General features: G+C 74.6%; 9 protein-coding genes. 7 read left to right on the forward strand and 2 right to left on the reverse strand.

Going from position 1 to position 14,468, the window contains the following annotated elements:
* The first annotated feature begins 182 nt into the window (after positions 1 to 182).
* Genes HOQ23_RS04260 through HOQ23_RS04280 form a run of 5 tightly spaced genes read left to right on the forward strand, consistent with a single transcriptional unit; the run spans position 183 to position 7,337 of the window.
* Positions 183 to 2,291 carry a hydantoinase/oxoprolinase family protein gene (locus tag HOQ23_RS04260; protein WP_172212134.1) on the forward strand — a complete coding sequence of 703 codons (2,109 nt, stop codon included), beginning with the start codon at positions 183 to 185 and terminating at the stop codon, positions 2,289 to 2,291.
* Positions 2,291 to 4,282, forward strand: a complete 1,992-nt coding sequence (locus HOQ23_RS04265; RefSeq protein ID WP_253945137.1) for a hydantoinase B/oxoprolinase family protein — start codon at positions 2,291 to 2,293, stop codon at positions 4,280 to 4,282. The genes HOQ23_RS04260 and HOQ23_RS04265 overlap by 1 nt, the downstream gene beginning before the upstream one ends.
* A 14-nt stretch (positions 4,283 to 4,296) precedes the next feature.
* On the forward strand, positions 4,297 to 5,037 hold the full coding sequence (locus HOQ23_RS04270) for an SDR family oxidoreductase (protein WP_172212135.1): 741 nt from the start codon (positions 4,297 to 4,299) through the stop codon (positions 5,035 to 5,037).
* A 7-nt stretch (positions 5,038 to 5,044) separates the two neighbouring features.
* Positions 5,045 to 5,794, forward strand: a complete 750-nt coding sequence (locus tag HOQ23_RS04275; protein ID WP_172212137.1) for an SDR family oxidoreductase — start codon at positions 5,045 to 5,047, stop codon at positions 5,792 to 5,794.
* 40 nt (positions 5,795 to 5,834) lie between these two features.
* A complete protein-coding gene (locus HOQ23_RS04280; protein ID WP_172212139.1) occupies positions 5,835 to 7,337 on the forward strand; it encodes a protein adenylyltransferase SelO family protein in 1,503 nt (500 codons plus the stop codon).
* A gap of 13 nt (positions 7,338 to 7,350) precedes the next feature.
* Here the strand turns inward: HOQ23_RS04280 and HOQ23_RS04285 are convergent, their stop codons facing one another.
* Entirely contained in the window at positions 7,351 to 7,995 is a 645-nt protein-coding gene (locus tag HOQ23_RS04285; protein WP_172212141.1) for a response regulator transcription factor, read from the reverse strand.
* Positions 7,992 to 8,987: a sensor histidine kinase gene (locus HOQ23_RS04290; RefSeq protein WP_367650363.1), complete on the reverse strand. Its 996-nt coding sequence runs from the start codon at positions 8,985 to 8,987 to the stop codon at positions 7,992 to 7,994. The genes HOQ23_RS04285 and HOQ23_RS04290 overlap by 4 nt, the downstream gene beginning before the upstream one ends.
* A 410-nt stretch (positions 8,988 to 9,397) precedes the next feature.
* Between HOQ23_RS04290 and HOQ23_RS04295 the strand changes: the two genes are divergently transcribed.
* Both HOQ23_RS04295 and HOQ23_RS04300 read left to right on the forward strand, forming a co-directional pair.
* Entirely contained in the window at positions 9,398 to 12,670 is a 3,273-nt protein-coding gene (locus HOQ23_RS04295; RefSeq protein ID WP_172212143.1) for a M14 family zinc carboxypeptidase, read from the forward strand.
* A gap of 239 nt (positions 12,671 to 12,909) precedes the next feature.
* A complete protein-coding gene (locus tag HOQ23_RS04300; RefSeq protein WP_172212145.1) occupies positions 12,910 to 14,430 on the forward strand; it encodes a potassium/proton antiporter in 1,521 nt (506 codons plus the stop codon).
* The last annotated feature ends 38 nt before the right edge of the window (positions 14,431 to 14,468 follow it).

A 14,468-nucleotide genomic window follows, 5' to 3' on the forward strand; every position in this document is an offset into this window, starting at 1 on the left:
CCCCCCGGCGAGATAGTCCGCCACACCACTGTCGCGTGTCGCTCGATTCGCGACAGTGGTGTGGCGGACTATTCGGCGTTCGGGCACCGCTCCGCCCCGTGGCAACATCTGCCCGAGAAATCCCGATCCGTCGGCAACTTCCGACATGGCTCGAGTGGTACGCCGCGGGATTGAATCGAGCCATGCCCGACGCGACGACCCCAGCGCAGCGCCGGATCCGGATCGGCATCGACACCGGTGGCACGTTCACCGATGTCGTGGCCCTCGACGAGGATTCCGGCGACCTGGTCACCACCAAGACCCCGTCCACCCCCAGCAACCCGGCCGACGGCTTCATGGCCGGCATCGAGAAGGTCCTCGGCCTGCTCGGCCTGCCCCAGGGCCAGGGCGACGCCATCGCCGCGGTCAGCCACGGCACCACCGTCGCCACGAACCAGCTGCTCGAGGGCAAGGTGGACCGGCTCGGGTTCATCACCAACACCGGCTACGAGGCGATGCTCGAGATCGCCCGCCAGTCCGTGCCCGACGGCTACGGCAACTCCTACTTCTGGGTCAAGCCCGACCGGATCGTGCCCCGGGACCTGGTCCAGGGCGTCGAGGGCCGCCTCGACTTCACCGGCGAGGAGGTGCGCCCCTTCGACGAGGAGGGTGCGCGCCGCGTGGCCCGCTGGTTCCGCGACCGCGGCATCAACACCCTCGGCGTGTGCTTCCTGCACGCCTACGCCAACCCCGACCACGAGGAGCGCATGCGCCGCGTGCTCGCCGAGGAGCACCCCGACGCGGTGGTCTCGGTCAGCAGCGAGGTGCTGCGCGAGTACCGCGAGTACGAGCGCGCGATGACCACCCTGGTCGACGCCGCCGTCAAGCCGCGGCTCTCGGCGTACGTCACCAACATCGCCCAGCGGCTGAACTCCTACGCCGGCGAGCGCCCGGTGCCGTTCTACGTGATGAAGTCCAACGGCGGCGTGCTCTCCGCGGCCGAGGTCGTGCACCAGCCGATCACCACCGTGCTCTCCGGTCCCGCGGCCGGCGCGCTCGGCGCCGCGCTGATCGCCCAGGTCGCCGGCTTCGACAAGGTGCTCACCAGCGACGGCGGCGGCACCTCCACCGACGTCTCGGTCGTCATCGACGGCGAGCCGACGCTCACCACCGAGGGCTCGGTCGGCGCGTTCCCCTCCAAGATCCCGATGATCGACGTGGTCACCGTGGGTGCCGGCGGCGGCTCGATCGCCTGGCTCTCCCCGGAGGGCACCCTCAAGGTCGGCCCGCACTCGGCCGGCGCCGACCCGGGCCCGCTGTGCTACGGCAAGGGCGGCACCGAGGTGACCATCACCGACGCCCACGTGTTCCTGGGGCGCATCCCCCCGCACCTGCTCGGCGGGGAGATCCCGCTGGACGTCGAGGCCGCCCGCGCCGGCATCGAGAGCCTCGCGAAGGAGCTCGGGCTCACCCCGGAGGCCTGCGCCAGCGGCATCCTCGAGATCTCCGCGTGGAACCAGGCCAACGCGCTGCGCCAGGTCACCGTCAAGCGCGGCCTCGACGTCCGCGACTTCGCCCTGGTCACCTTCGGCGGCTCCGGCTCGCTGCTGCTGTGCCGGCTGATGGACGTGCTCGGCATCCCGACCGTCCTGGTGCCGCCGAACCCGGGCAACGTCTCGGCGTTCGGCCTGCTCACCGTGGACGTGAAGAACGACTACGTGCAGACCCACGTGCGCCTCGCCGAGGCGCTCGACCCGGCCACCGTCACCGGCGTGTACGACGAGCTCAGCGGCCAGGCCGCCGTGGCGCTCGAGGGCGAGGGCTTCGGCCCGGAGGTGCGCTCCTTCGTGCGCACCGCCGACCTGCGCTACTTCGGCCAGGCCTTCGAGGTGCGCGTCCCGGTCCCCGAGGGCGACCTCGACGACGCTGCGCTCCAGCAGGTCGCCGACGCCTTCCACGCCGAGCACCGTGCGCTCTACGGCTACGACTTCTCCACCGACCCCAGCCAGCAGGTGGAGTGGGTCAACCTGCGGGTCTCGGGCATCGGCCCGATCAAGCGCCCGGAGATCCCGCGCCACGAGCTCGGCGACGGCGCCCCCGGCACCGAGAAGGGCCGCCGCGGGGTCTGCTTCGACGCCGAGGCCGGCCACGTCGACACCCCGGTGCTCTGGCGCCCCGACCTGGTCCCCGGCACCGTCGTGCAGGGTCCGGCGATCATCGAGGAGTTCGGCTCCACCGTGCCGCTGCACCCGGGCTTCTCGGCCCGCGTCGACGAGCACCTCAACATCATCGTCACGAGGGAGAGCAACTGATGTGCACCTGCAACGTCGGCGTGACCGCCACGCCTGACGCGCCCGTGCCGAACGAGGGCGGGAGCCGTCGCGCGCCCACCCAGTTCCCCTTCGGCCCGCTCACCGCCGACGCCGGCGCCAGCGCCGACCCGGTCCTCGTCGAGATCGTCCAGGGCTCCCTGGCCGCGGTCGAGATGGAGGTCGAGACGGCCATCGGGCGCACCTCGCGCAGCCCGATGATCCGCGACGCCCACGACTTCCGCGCCGGCATCCACGACCGCCGACTGCGCAAGCTGACCGGCCGCTCCTACTCCGCGCTCGTGCACCCGGTCGCCCGGGACTTCCCGATCGAGGAGATGCGCGAGGGCGACGTCTTCTTCCACAACGACGTCTACCTCTCCGAGGGCGGCATCGGCCACCTGCCCGACCTCTGCGTCACCGTCCCGGTCTTCGCCGGGCCGGAGGGCGAGCGGCGCGTGGTCGCGTTCGTGCAGGCGTTCGGCCACCACGACGACATCGGCGGCGCGGTCCCCGGCTCGATGCCAAGCGCCGCGACCAGCGTCTTCGAGGAGGGCCTCGCCGTCCCGCCGATCCGGCTGTGGGACGCCGGCGTGCCCAACCGGGCCGCGCTCAGCATCATGACCCGCAACTCCCGGATGCCCGACTCGCTGGCCGCCGACCTGGACGCCGAGTGCTCGGCGTGCCTGATGGGGGCGCGCCGGCTCGGCGAGCTCTTCGACCGCTACGGCATCGAGACCGTCGAGTCCTGCTTCGACGCGATCATCGAGCGGACCACCGCGACGTACCGCCGCGAGATCCTCTCCAAGATCCCGGTCGGGTCGTGGGTGTGGGAGGACTACGCCGAGCACGACGGCGTCGAGGAGCCGCAGCTGCACACCCAGCGGATCACGCTGACGCGCACCGCGGCCGACGACCCCGAGGGCGAGCGGCTGATCATCGACTTCGACGGCACCGGTCCGCAGGCCAAGGGCCCGATCAACCACTGCGGCGACTACAGCGACGGCGTCTTCCTCAAGAAGTGGCTCGCGCCGATCCTGCGCAACCTCGCCGACACCCCCGAGCGGATGGCCGAGCTCGACGTCAACGAGGGCATCGTGCCGCTCATCGAGATGCGCTTCCCGCCGCCGGGCACGCTGCTGACGCCGGTCTTCCCGGCGCCGACCAACGCGCGCACCTTCGTGATCCTGCGGCTGCTGGGCGTGCTGGCCGGCGTGGTCGCCAAGGCGGTCGACGGCAAGATGCCGGCCGACCAGGAGACGATCCGCTACACCGGCGTGTACGGCGACGACCTCGACGGCCGCCCGTACCTGATGCGCGAGGTGCTCGGCGGCGGCTCGGGTGGTCGCTACTACGCCGACGGCGAGGACACCATCCACGTCGTCCCGGACAGCCGCAACCTGCCCAGCGAGTTCACCGAGGCGCGCTTCCCGTTCCGGGTCGAGGCGCTGACGCTGGCCACGGACTCCGGCGGCGCCGGCAAGTTCCGCGGCGGTCTGGGCTATGAGAAGCACATCCGGATGCTCAAGGACGCGCACTTCATGTCCATCGCGGACCGCTCGATCCTGGCCTGCTGGGGCGTGAAGGGCGGCAAGGCGGGGCGGCCCTTCGAGGTCGTCATCGACCCGGGCGGCCCCCACGAGCGCGAGGTCGACGCCCTCGCCGACGCCGAGGAGATCAAGGCCGGCGAGGTGGTCCGGATCCGGACGACCGGCGGTGGCGGCTGGGGCGACCCGCTCGAGCGCGACCCCGAGCTCGTGGTGCGCGACGTGGTGTGGCGCAAGGTCTCCGAGCACGCCGCGCTCGGCGACTACGGCGTGGTGCTCACCGGCTCGGTCGAGGACGACACGTTGTCCTACGACGCCGAGGCCACCGCCGCCGAGCGGGCCTCGCGGGCCGCACAGCAGGGCGCGGAGGAGCCGTTCTTCGACCGGGGCCCGGGCTACGCCCACCTCGCCGAGGGCGCGGCGTTCGCCGCGGTCGACCTGGTCTGAGGACGGGGAGGACGATGACGCGCGTCGCGGTCCTCGGAGGGCACGGCAAGACCGGACGGTCGGTCGTGGCCGCCCTCGAGGGCCGCGGCGCCGTCGGCGTGCCGCTGGGGCGGGCCGACTGGCCCGACCTGGCCGGCGCGCTGCGCGGCTGCGCGGCGGCGTACCTCGTCGCGCCCAACCTGCACCCCGACGAGCCGGCGTACGTCGCGGCCGCGCTCGACGCGGCCCGGGCGGCGGGTGTGCACCGGATCGGCTACCACTCCGTCGCCTCGCCGTACGCGCCGTCGCTGCCGCACCACGTCGGCAAGGCGGTGGCCGAGGACCTGGTGCGCCGCTCCGGGCTGGACTGGACGATCCTCCAGCCGGGCGCCTACCTGCAGAACCTCGACCTCGCCGACCCGGCCCGGCCGGTGCGCCTGGCCTACCGCTCCGACGCGCCGTTCGGCTTCGCCGACCTGCACGAGGTGGGGGAGGCGGTCGCCACCGTGCTGCTGGAGCCAGGCCACGAGGGGGCGACCTACGAGCTGGCCACGCGGCGCACCAGCGTCGCCGAGCTGGCCGCGGAGGCCGGCGTCGGTGTCGAGGTGGTGGACCCGCAGGAGTGGGCCGCCACCGACGGCGCCGCGCTGGGCGAGCGCGAGCGGGAGTGGCTGCTGGCGATGTTCGCCTACTACGACCGCCACGGCCTCCCGGTCGGGACCGTGCCGCTCTCGGCGCTGCTGGGGCGCGACGCGGAGGCCGCGCGGCGCGCATGATGGCGCGATGAGCCCTCGCCCCCTGAGCGTCATCACCGGCGGCACCCGCGGCATCGGCGCGGCCACCGCGCTGCGTCTCGCCGCCGACGGCCACGACCTGGTGCTCGGCTTCCGCGAGGACACCGAGGCCGCCGAGGAGTGCCGCCTGGCGGTGGAGGACGCGGGGGCGCGCTGCCAGCTGGTGCGCGTGGACGTGACCGAGCCCGGCGGGATCGAGCGGCTCTTCGCCCACGCCGCCGAGCACGGCACGGTCACCGGGGTGGTCAACTGCGCCGGCGCGACGTTCCGGCTCGCGACGCTCGCCGAGACGCCCGTCCACGTGATCCACGACAGCGTCGCGCTCAACCTCAGCGCGGCGCTGCTGTGCGCACGGGCCGCGGTCCACGCCATGGGCACGACGTACGGCGGGCGCGGCGGGGTGCTGGTCAACCTGAGCTCGGCGGCCGCGACCCTGGGCGCGCCGGGGGAGTACGTCCACTACGCCGCCGCCAAGGCCGGCGTCGACGCGCTCACCGTCGGGCTCGCCCAGGAGGTGGCCGCCGACGGGGTCCGGGTGGTGGCGGTCGCGCCCGGCATCATCCGCACCGGCATCCACGCTGCCGCCGGCGACGCCGGGCGTGCCGAGCGCGTCGGTGCCCAGGTGCCGCTCGGCCGGGCCGGGGACCCCGCGGAGGTCGCTGACGCGATCGCCTGGCTGATGAGCCCCGAGGCGTCCTACGTCACCGGCACCACGCTGCGCGTGGGCGGCGGGCGCTGAGCGGGTGGTCCGGCTCACCGCCGCTGCGTAGCCTCGTGGTGTGAGCACCGCACCCAGCACCAACCTCCTCGACGACCGCTACGCCCGCGAGCTGCCCGAGCTGGTGCTGGAGTGGTCCGCCCAGGAGGCCACCGAGCCCCGGCTGCTGGTGCTCGACGACGACCTCGCCCGCGACCTCGGGCTGGACCCGGAGTGGCTGCGCACCGAGGAGGGGACCCGCTTCCTGACCGGCGCCGCGCTGCCCGACGGCGTCCGGCCGGTGGCGCAGGCCTACGCCGGGCACCAGTTCGGCGGCTACTCCCCGCGGCTGGGCGACGGCCGCGCGCTGCTGCTCGGCGAGCTGCGCGACTCCGCCGGCCGACGGCGCGACCTGCACCTCAAGGGCTCGGGTCGTACGCCGTTCGCGCGCGGCGGCGACGGCCTCGCCGCCGTCGGCCCGATGCTGCGCGAGCACGTCGTGAGCACCGCCCTGCACGCGCTCGGGGTGCCCACCACGCGAGCGCTCGCCGTGGTGGCGACAGGCGCCGCGGTGCAGCGCGAGACGGTGCTGCCCGGCGCGGTGCTGGCCCGGGTCGCCGCCAGCCACCTGCGGGTCGGGACCTTCCAGTACGCCCGCGCCACCGATGACGTCGAGCTGCTGCGGCGCCTCGCCGACCACGCGATCGAGCGCCACCACCCGGCGGCGCGCGAGGCCGAGCAGCCCTACCTCGCCCTGCTGGAGTCGGTCGCCGTCGCGCAGGCCGAGCTGGTCGCGCACTGGATGATGATCGGCTTCGTCCACGGCGTGCTGAACACCGACAACGTGACGATCTCGGGGGAGAGCATCGACTTCGGCCCGTGCGCGTTCCTCGACGCCTACGACCCGGCGACGGTCTTCAGCTCCATCGACACAGGCGGCCGCTACGCCTTCGGCAACCAGCCGGCCGTGACCCAGTGGAACCTGGCGCGCTTCGCCGAGACGCTGCTGCCGCTGCTCGACGACGACCAGGAGCGCGCCGTCGGGATCGCGACCGAGGCGCTCGGCGTCTTCGGCACCTCCTACGTCGCCGCCTGGGCGCGCGGGATGCGGGGCAAGCTGGGGCTCGCCGGTCCCGACGCTGGCCCCGACGCGGGCCCCGACGCGGGTGGCGCGCTGGACGACGAGGCGGTCATCGACCTCGGCCAGGCGCTGCTGGAGCTGCTGCACAGCGGCCACGTCGACTTCACCGGCGCGTTCCGGGCGCTGGGGCAGGCCGCTCGCGGCGACCGGGAGGCGTTCCGCGAGCTGGTCCTCGACCTGCCCGCCGCGGACGCGTGGCTGGAGCGGTGGCTGGAGCTGGGTCCCGACGCCGACGCGATGGACCGGGTCAACCCCGTCTACATCCCCCGCAACCACCTCGTCGAGGAGGCCCTCGACGCCGCGACCGCCGGCGACCTCGACCCGCTGCACCGCCTCGTGGACGCGGTCTCGCGGCCCTTCGACGTACGCCCCGGCCTGGAGCGGTACGCCGCCCCCGCCCCCGAGGGGTTCGGGGACACCTTCCAGACGTTCTGCGGGACCTGAGGGCGCGCACCACCTACGGCTCGATCAGCCCCGCCCGGATCGCGTAGCGGGTCAGCTGGGTGCGGTCGCGCATGCCGAGCTTGGCGAGGATGTTGGCGCGGTGGCGCTCGACGGTGCGGGGGCTGATCACCAGCGCCTCGGCGATCTCGCGGGAGGAGGAGCCCTCGGCGATCAGCTTCAGCACCTGGTCCTCGCGCTCGGTGAGCACCGTCTCGGGCACCCGCTCGCCGCGGCGCAGCCGCCCGAGGTAGTCGCGCACCAGCGTCCCCATCGCACCGGGATAGACGAACGCCTCGCCGCGCATGGCCGCGCGGACCGCACCGACCAGGTCCTCGTCGGCGACCGACTTCAGCACGTAGCCGCTGGCGCCCAGACGCAGCGACTCGAAGAAGTACTGCTCGTTGTCGTGCATCGACAGCATCAGCACCCGCGGCGGCTCGCGGCGCCGGGCGATCTCGCGCGCCGCCTGGAGCCCGGTGCTGCGCGGCATCGCGATGTCGAGGACCACCAGGTCGACCTCGGTGGTGCGCAGCAGCCGCACCGCCTCCTCGCCGTCCCCGGCCTCCGCCACCACCGTGAGGTCGGGCTCCTGCTCCAGGATCAGGCGTACGCCGCGGCGCACCAGCGCGTGGTCGTCGGCCAGCAGGATCCGGGTCACGGCCGCACCGTCCCCGCCGCGTGCCCCACCGGCACCACCAGCCTGACCAGCGTGCCCGCCCCCGCGCCGCCCTCGACCGAGAGGGTGCCGCCGACCAGCAGCGCGCGCTCCCGCATGCCGCTCACCCCGGCGCCCGCGCGGATCGACCCCGGGCCGTCGCGCCCGTCGTCGCACACCTCCAGCACCACCGACTCGCCCAGCCGGGTCAGCGAGACCTCGACGTGCTGCGCGCCCGAGTGCCGGGCGGCGTTGGTCAGCGCCTCCTGCGCGACCCGGTAGACGACCAGCTCCACGTCGGGCCCCAAGGGCGGCAGCCCGGGCGCGACCGAGCGTCGCACCAGCGCGGTGCCGTGCGCCTCGAACTCGCTGCACAGCGCGGCCAGCGCGCTGGCCAGCCCCAGGTCGTCGAGCACCCCGGGGCGCAGCTGCCGCGCCACCCGTCGTACGTCGTCGAGCGCGGCGCGGGTGCTGTCGCGCACCAGCTGCAGCTCGGGGATCAGATCCGCGGGCGCGTGCTGCTGGACCTGCTTGAGCCCCAGCAGCACCACGGTCAGGCTCTGGCCGACCTGGTCGTGCAGCTCCTGGGCGATGCGGCGCCGCTCCGCCTCCTGGGCGGCCAGCGCCCGGGCGCTGCTGGCGCGCTGCTCGGCCTCGAGCCGGTCCAGCATCGCGTTGGCGCCGTGCACCAGCTGGGCGCCCGCGCCCTCGCCCGGGTCGTCGAGGCGGTCGCCGGGGCGCATCCGCTCGACCCGGGCCATCTGGCGCACCACCCGGTCGACCGGGGCGAGGGAGGCGCGCAGCAGCAGCCCGTCGAGCACCAGCACGACGCCGAGGCCGAGCAGGACGGCCACCGCCTCGGCCCGCGCCACCTCCGGCGACACCCGGGCGGGGGAGAGGAGCAGGACCAGCGTGGCCGCGGCGAGCACCGCGCCGTTGACCAGGCAGACCTGCCAGAGCAGCGGCATCCTCGCGAGCAGTCTCGGGGAGCGCACGCCGACAGCGTGGCCCACGCCCGCGCCGCTGTCACCCCTCATCGCGGCCGGCGCTCGCGGAGGCCACGCGGACCACCCATGCGGACAGCCCTGCGGGTAGCCCGCGAATGGCCCGCGAATGGCCCGCGAATGGGTGGCAGCCACCATTCCGCCGCGGCCCGCCGGGTCCGAGGATCGGGACGTCGGCCGCACTGGCGATCAGCAGCGCACGGCGGGACGGACCGGGCCCCCGGTCCGCCTCCCCCCGGACCGCACTGATCGCCCGGGGGGCCGACGCCAACCGGCCCCGGCAATCCGGGCGAGTCTCCCCGTTCCTGCGGACAGGACGGTGGGCGGTCCGCCAGTCTGACGACCGGCGCGAGTCTCTTTCCGGCGCGCCGTCCCCCCGCCCCCCAGAGAAAGAGCTCCCCGTGACCACTTCACGTGCGCTGGTCGGCCTGACCGGCCTCGCGCTGGCGGCCTCGATGGCCGCCGTCCCCTCACCTGCGACGGCGCTCCCGCCGTCCGGTCCCACCGCCGCGGACCCCCGCGGCTCCAGCGAGGGCCGTGGCCCCGACACCGCCAGGCGGGTCGACCCGGTCGAGCGGGCCGAGGTCGCCCGCGCGGCGGCCGCAGCCCCGGTCGCCGGCGACCCGCTGGAGATGCCGACGTCGTACCCCTTCCAGCCGCGGCTGCGCCTCTACCGCGACAACCCCGACGACGCCGCGCACACCGCGGCGCTGCTGGGCCACCCCGACCTGGCGCCGCGCCTGACGGAGCTGATGAAGGTCAGCGACCGGATCTCGGTGCAGGTGGTCGGCCAGTCCACCGAGGGCCGCGACCTCTACCTGGTCACCCTCACCGCACCCGAGCGGCCCGAGGACACCGCCCAGCAGACGGCCTGGCGCGAGCGGATCAAGAACGACCCGGACGCGGCGGCCACCGACCGGGAGCTGCTCGCCCAGTACAAGACGCCGATCTGGATCAGCAACAACATCCACGGCAACGAGTGGGAGGGCACCGACGGCGCGCTGCGCTACATCGAGCACCTCGCCACCGCGCCGCTCTCCGAGGTGGGCGGGATCCTGCGCAACAACCGGATCTACTTCTCCCCGTCGCTCAACCCGGACGGGCGCACCAACGCGACCCGGGCCACCGCCCTCGGCCTGGACCCCAACCGCGACATGATCACCAACACCACGCCGGAGACCCGCTCCTTCATCCGCACGGCGCAGGCGATCCAGCCGATCTACGCCGCGGACTTCCACGGCTACACCAGCGTGCTCCAGCTCGAGCCGTGCGGCCCGCCGCACGGCTCGAACTACGAGTACGACCTCTACATCCCGCACAACTACGCGCTGTCGCTGGCCGTGGAGGAGAAGGTCGTCGACGCCGCCATCCCCGGCAACACCTACTACAACGTCGAGACCGGGCAGGTGGTCGCGGAGAACACCGGCCCCGAGACCGCACACGTCAAGATCCCCTACCGCGACACCCCGGACGGCTGGGACGACTTCCCGCCGATCTTCACCGCGCAGTACGCCGCGTTCTACGGCGCCGCCAGTGCGACCGTCGAGCTCCCGCTCACCCGCGGTGCCGCGGGCGGGCGGCAGACGCCGGAGCGCGCCGCGGTCAACGTGGCCGTCGCCCAGGAGACCATGGAGGGGATCGTGGAGTACCTCGACGACTCCACCCACGCCCGGGAGATGCTGCTCAACCAGATCGAGACCTTCCGGCGCGGGGTCGCCGGCGAGCCCAAGACCACGCTGACCGAGGCCGGGGTGGACGCCGTGCCCGGGCCCGACCAGTGGAAGGAGCTGTGGGACGTCGTCGACGACCAGGAGCCGGTGACCCTGCCGCGCGCCTACGTGATCCCGAGGGGCGAGGGCCAGCGCTCGGCCAGTGACGCCTCCCGGCTGGTGCGCCAGCTGCTGCTGCACGACATCGAGGTCGCCACGCTCGACGCTGCGGTGAGCGTCGGCGGCACGACGTACCCGGCCGGCTCGTGGGTGGTCGACATGCACCAGCCGCTGCGCGGCCTGGCCAACTCGCTGCTCGACCTCGGGGACGACATCTCCCCGAAGGTGCCCTCGATGTACGACATCTCCGCGTGGAGCTGGTCCTACCTGTGGGGCGCCACGGTCGACAAGGTCGGCCTGACCACCGACGCCCCGCTCGGCGCGACGACGCCGATCGACGCCCCGGCGCCGCAGGCCTCCGTGCCCGACGAGGCGGAGCACCTCAGCCTCGAGCTCGCCGGCGTCGCCGACTTCCAGGCGCTCAACGCGCTCCTGGAGGAGGGTGTGGCGGTGTCCATGCTCGAGGACGGCGCCGCGATCGTCGGTCCCGAGGGGTACGACGAGGCGGCCGCCGCCGCACAGGAGCACGACGTCGCCTTCGAGGCGGCCACCGCGGAGCAGCTCGACGCGCTCGACGACGAGGGCACCCGGGGCCTGCAGGACCTGACGATCGCCTACGTCGGCACCCAGGACGACCGGCTCTCGCTCACCGAGCTCGGGTTCGACGACCTCCTCCAGGTGACCGCGGCCTCGCTGGAGACCGCGCCCGCCCAGCTCGACGACGTCGACGCGCTGTGGATCGGCGCCGGGTTCAACCCGGCGGCCGGCTCGGCGGCCCGCACCCGGGTCCAGGCCTTCGTCGACGGCGGCGGGGCCCTCGTGGGTCGCAGCACCGCTGCGTTCGCCGCCGCGCAGTCCTTCGGGCTGCTCACCGGCACCGCGGTGTCCGGCAACCGTTCGGGCAACGGCATCGTCGCCGTGGACACCCCCGCGGACTCGCTGCTCGCGGCGCACCCGCAGGACACCTCGTTCATCTACCCCGCCGCGTGGTTCACGGGGCTGGGCGAGGGCGTGAAGGTCGAGCAGCGCTATGCCGCGGACCCGCTGCTGGCGGGCCACTGGCGCCAGTCCCCGGACGGCGCGAGCGGTCCGGTGCTCGACGGTCCGGCCAGCGCCGCGGGGCAGGCCTCGGTGGTCTCCGCCGAGGCGGCCTCGGGTGCTCGCACGGTGGTCTTCGGCACCTCGGTGTTCTTCCGCAACCACCCCAAGGGCGGGCTGAGCCAGGCGGCCACCGCGCTGTTCTGGGCGGCTCCGGCCGGCACCGGGGTCTCCGCCCCGGGCGAGGCCGGTGTCACGGTCACGCAGGTCGCGAAGGCGACCTACCCGCGGGCCGCGAGCGTCAAGGTGAGCACCACCGGCGCCGACGGCCCGCTGGACGGCACCGTCGAGCTGCTGGTCGACGGACGGGTCGCCGCCACCGGCACCACCTCCGGCGGCACGGCGTCGCTGCGGCTGCCCGGGCTGCGTCCCGGCGCCACCTCGGTGCTCGCGCGGTTCACCCCGAGCGACACGGCGTACGGCGTGGCCACCAGCGCGCCGGCCACGGTCCGGGTCGCCAAGGCCCCGTCGCGGACCACGCTGCGGGTCAAGCGGGTCGGTGCGCCGGCTCGCGGGCGGGTCGCGGCCACGGTCACCTTCGCGGTGCCGCGGCTGCCGTCCGTGGGCACCATCGTCCTGAGCGACCGGGGCAAGGTCGTCCGCACCCTGCGGCTGACCGCGGCCGACCAGGGCACCCGCACGGTGCGCCTGGCGCTCGGCACCGGTCGCCACGTCCTGCAGGCGCGGTTCGCCGGCACGGCCCTGGTGCGGGCCAGCTCGGCGCGGAGGACGTTCACGCTGCGCTGAGCACCGACGACCGGAGCAGGGGAGGGCCGGCATCCCGCACGGGGTGCCGGCCCTTCCGCGTCCCCCGGGCCGGGCCGGCTCGACCGGTCCCGAGATTGGGTGGTGGCCGCCATTCTCGCCAGACCGGACGGTCGCGAAGACTCGTGGCGTCGGTCGGCGCTCGTCGGTCCGGGAGGCGGAGCTGTCGGGGAGGTGGGACGTGCTGTCGCAGCTCGCGTCCGGCCCCCGGCCGGGGACCGATGGAGCCCGCTGACCTCGACCTGGTGGTGCTCCTCGGCTCGGGTGCCCTTCTCGCAGCGGTCGCAGCGGTCCGGGTCTCCACCCGCGCCGGGCTGCCCAGCCTGCTGGTCTACCTCGCGATCGGGCTGGCGATGGGCGAGGCGGGGCTCGGGCTCGGCTTCGAGGACGCCGAGCTGGTGCAGGTGCTCGGCAACGTCGCGCTGGCGGTGATCCTCGCGGAGGGCGGGCTCACCACGCGGTGGGCGACGGTGCGCCCGGTGGCGCCGCTCGCGGCGGTCCTCTCCACCGCCGGCGTGCTGGTGAGCGTGGCGGTCACCACCGGCCTGGTCCACTGGGCCCTCGACGTCGACCTGCGCACCGCGATCGTGCTGGGGGCGGTGGCCTCCTCCACCGACGCGGCGGCGGTCTTCTCAGTGCTGCGCCAGATGACGGTGCGGGGCCGGCTGCGCGCGGTCGTGGAGGCGGAGTCGGGCTTCAACGACCCCCCGGTGATCGTGCTGGTCACCGTGGTCACCTCCGACGCCTGGGACGAGGCGGGCGTGCTCGGCATCGCCGCCCGGATCGGCTACCAGCTCCTCGCCGGGGTGGTGCTCGGCGCGCTGGTGGCCCGCGCCGGGGTCTGGCTGCTCGCCCGCAGCGCGCTGCCGGCCACCGGGCTCTACCCGCTGGCCACGATCGCGATCGCCTTCGTCGCCTTCGCGGTCTCCGGGCTGCTCGGGGCCAGCCCGATCATGGCGATCTACGTCGCCGCGGTGGTGCTCGGCAACGCGCGGCTGCCGCACCGCGGCGCCACCGAGAGCTTCGCGGAGGGCCTGGCCTGGCTGGCCCAGATCGGGCTGTTCATCATGCTCGGCCTGCTGGCCAGCCCGGGCCGGCTGCTCGAGGCGCTGCCGACCGCGCTGGTGGTCGGGGGCGCCCTCACCCTGGTGGCGCGACCCCTGTCGGTGCTGGTGTGCGCGACGCCCTTCCGGGTGCCTCTCGCCGACCAGGTCTTCATCAGCTGGGCCGGGTTGCGCGGCGCGGTGCCGATCGTGCTCGCCACCATCCCGATGAGCGTCGGGCTGCCCGGCGCCGAGCGGATCTTCGACGTCGTCTTCCTGCTGGTCGTGCTGTTCACCCTGCTCCAGGGCCCGACGCTGCCGTGGGTCGCCCGCCGCACCGGTGCCGCCCTCGACGTCGGCGCCCGCGACGTGGCCATCGACTCCGCGCCGCTCGACGAGCTCGACGCCACGCTGCTGCAGTTCGCGGTGCCGCCGAGCTCGCGGCTGGCCGGCGTGGAGGTCGCCGAGCTGCGCCTGCCACGCGAGGCGGCGGTGGCGCTGGTGCTCCGCGAGGGAGCGCTGTTCGCACCGCACGGCGCGACGGTGCTGCGTGCCGGGGACCAGGTGCTCGTGGCGGCGCCACGGGAGGCGAGCGCCGCGATCGAGCGGCGGCTGCGCCAGGTCAGCCGGGAGGGCCGGCTCGCGGGCTGGTACGCCGCCCTGCCGCGCCGCCCCGGCGTACGACCCGGCGAGGGGTGAGCCCGCGCCGGCGTACCGGCACGTTGGCAACACCTGCC

This window comes from Nocardioides sp. zg-DK7169, assembly GCF_013155365.1.
Lineage (GTDB): Bacteria > Actinomycetota > Actinomycetes > Propionibacteriales > Nocardioidaceae > Nocardioides.

What these genes read in the sequence shown, in the direction of transcription:
- HOQ23_RS04260 (WP_172212134.1), top strand. Translation starts at nt 183, where the DNA reads ATGCCCGACGCGACGACCCCAGCGCAGCGCCGGATCCGGATCGGCATC.
- HOQ23_RS04275 (WP_172212137.1), top strand. Translation starts at nt 5,045, where the DNA reads ATGAGCCCTCGCCCCCTGAGCGTCATCACCGGCGGCACCCGCGGCATC.
- HOQ23_RS04265 (WP_253945137.1), top strand. Translation starts at nt 2,291, where the DNA reads ATGTGCACCTGCAACGTCGGCGTGACCGCCACGCCTGACGCGCCCGTG.
- HOQ23_RS04270 (WP_172212135.1), top strand. Translation starts at nt 4,297, where the DNA reads ATGACGCGCGTCGCGGTCCTCGGAGGGCACGGCAAGACCGGACGGTCG.
- HOQ23_RS04300 (WP_172212145.1), top strand. Translation starts at nt 12,910, where the DNA reads ATGGAGCCCGCTGACCTCGACCTGGTGGTGCTCCTCGGCTCGGGTGCC.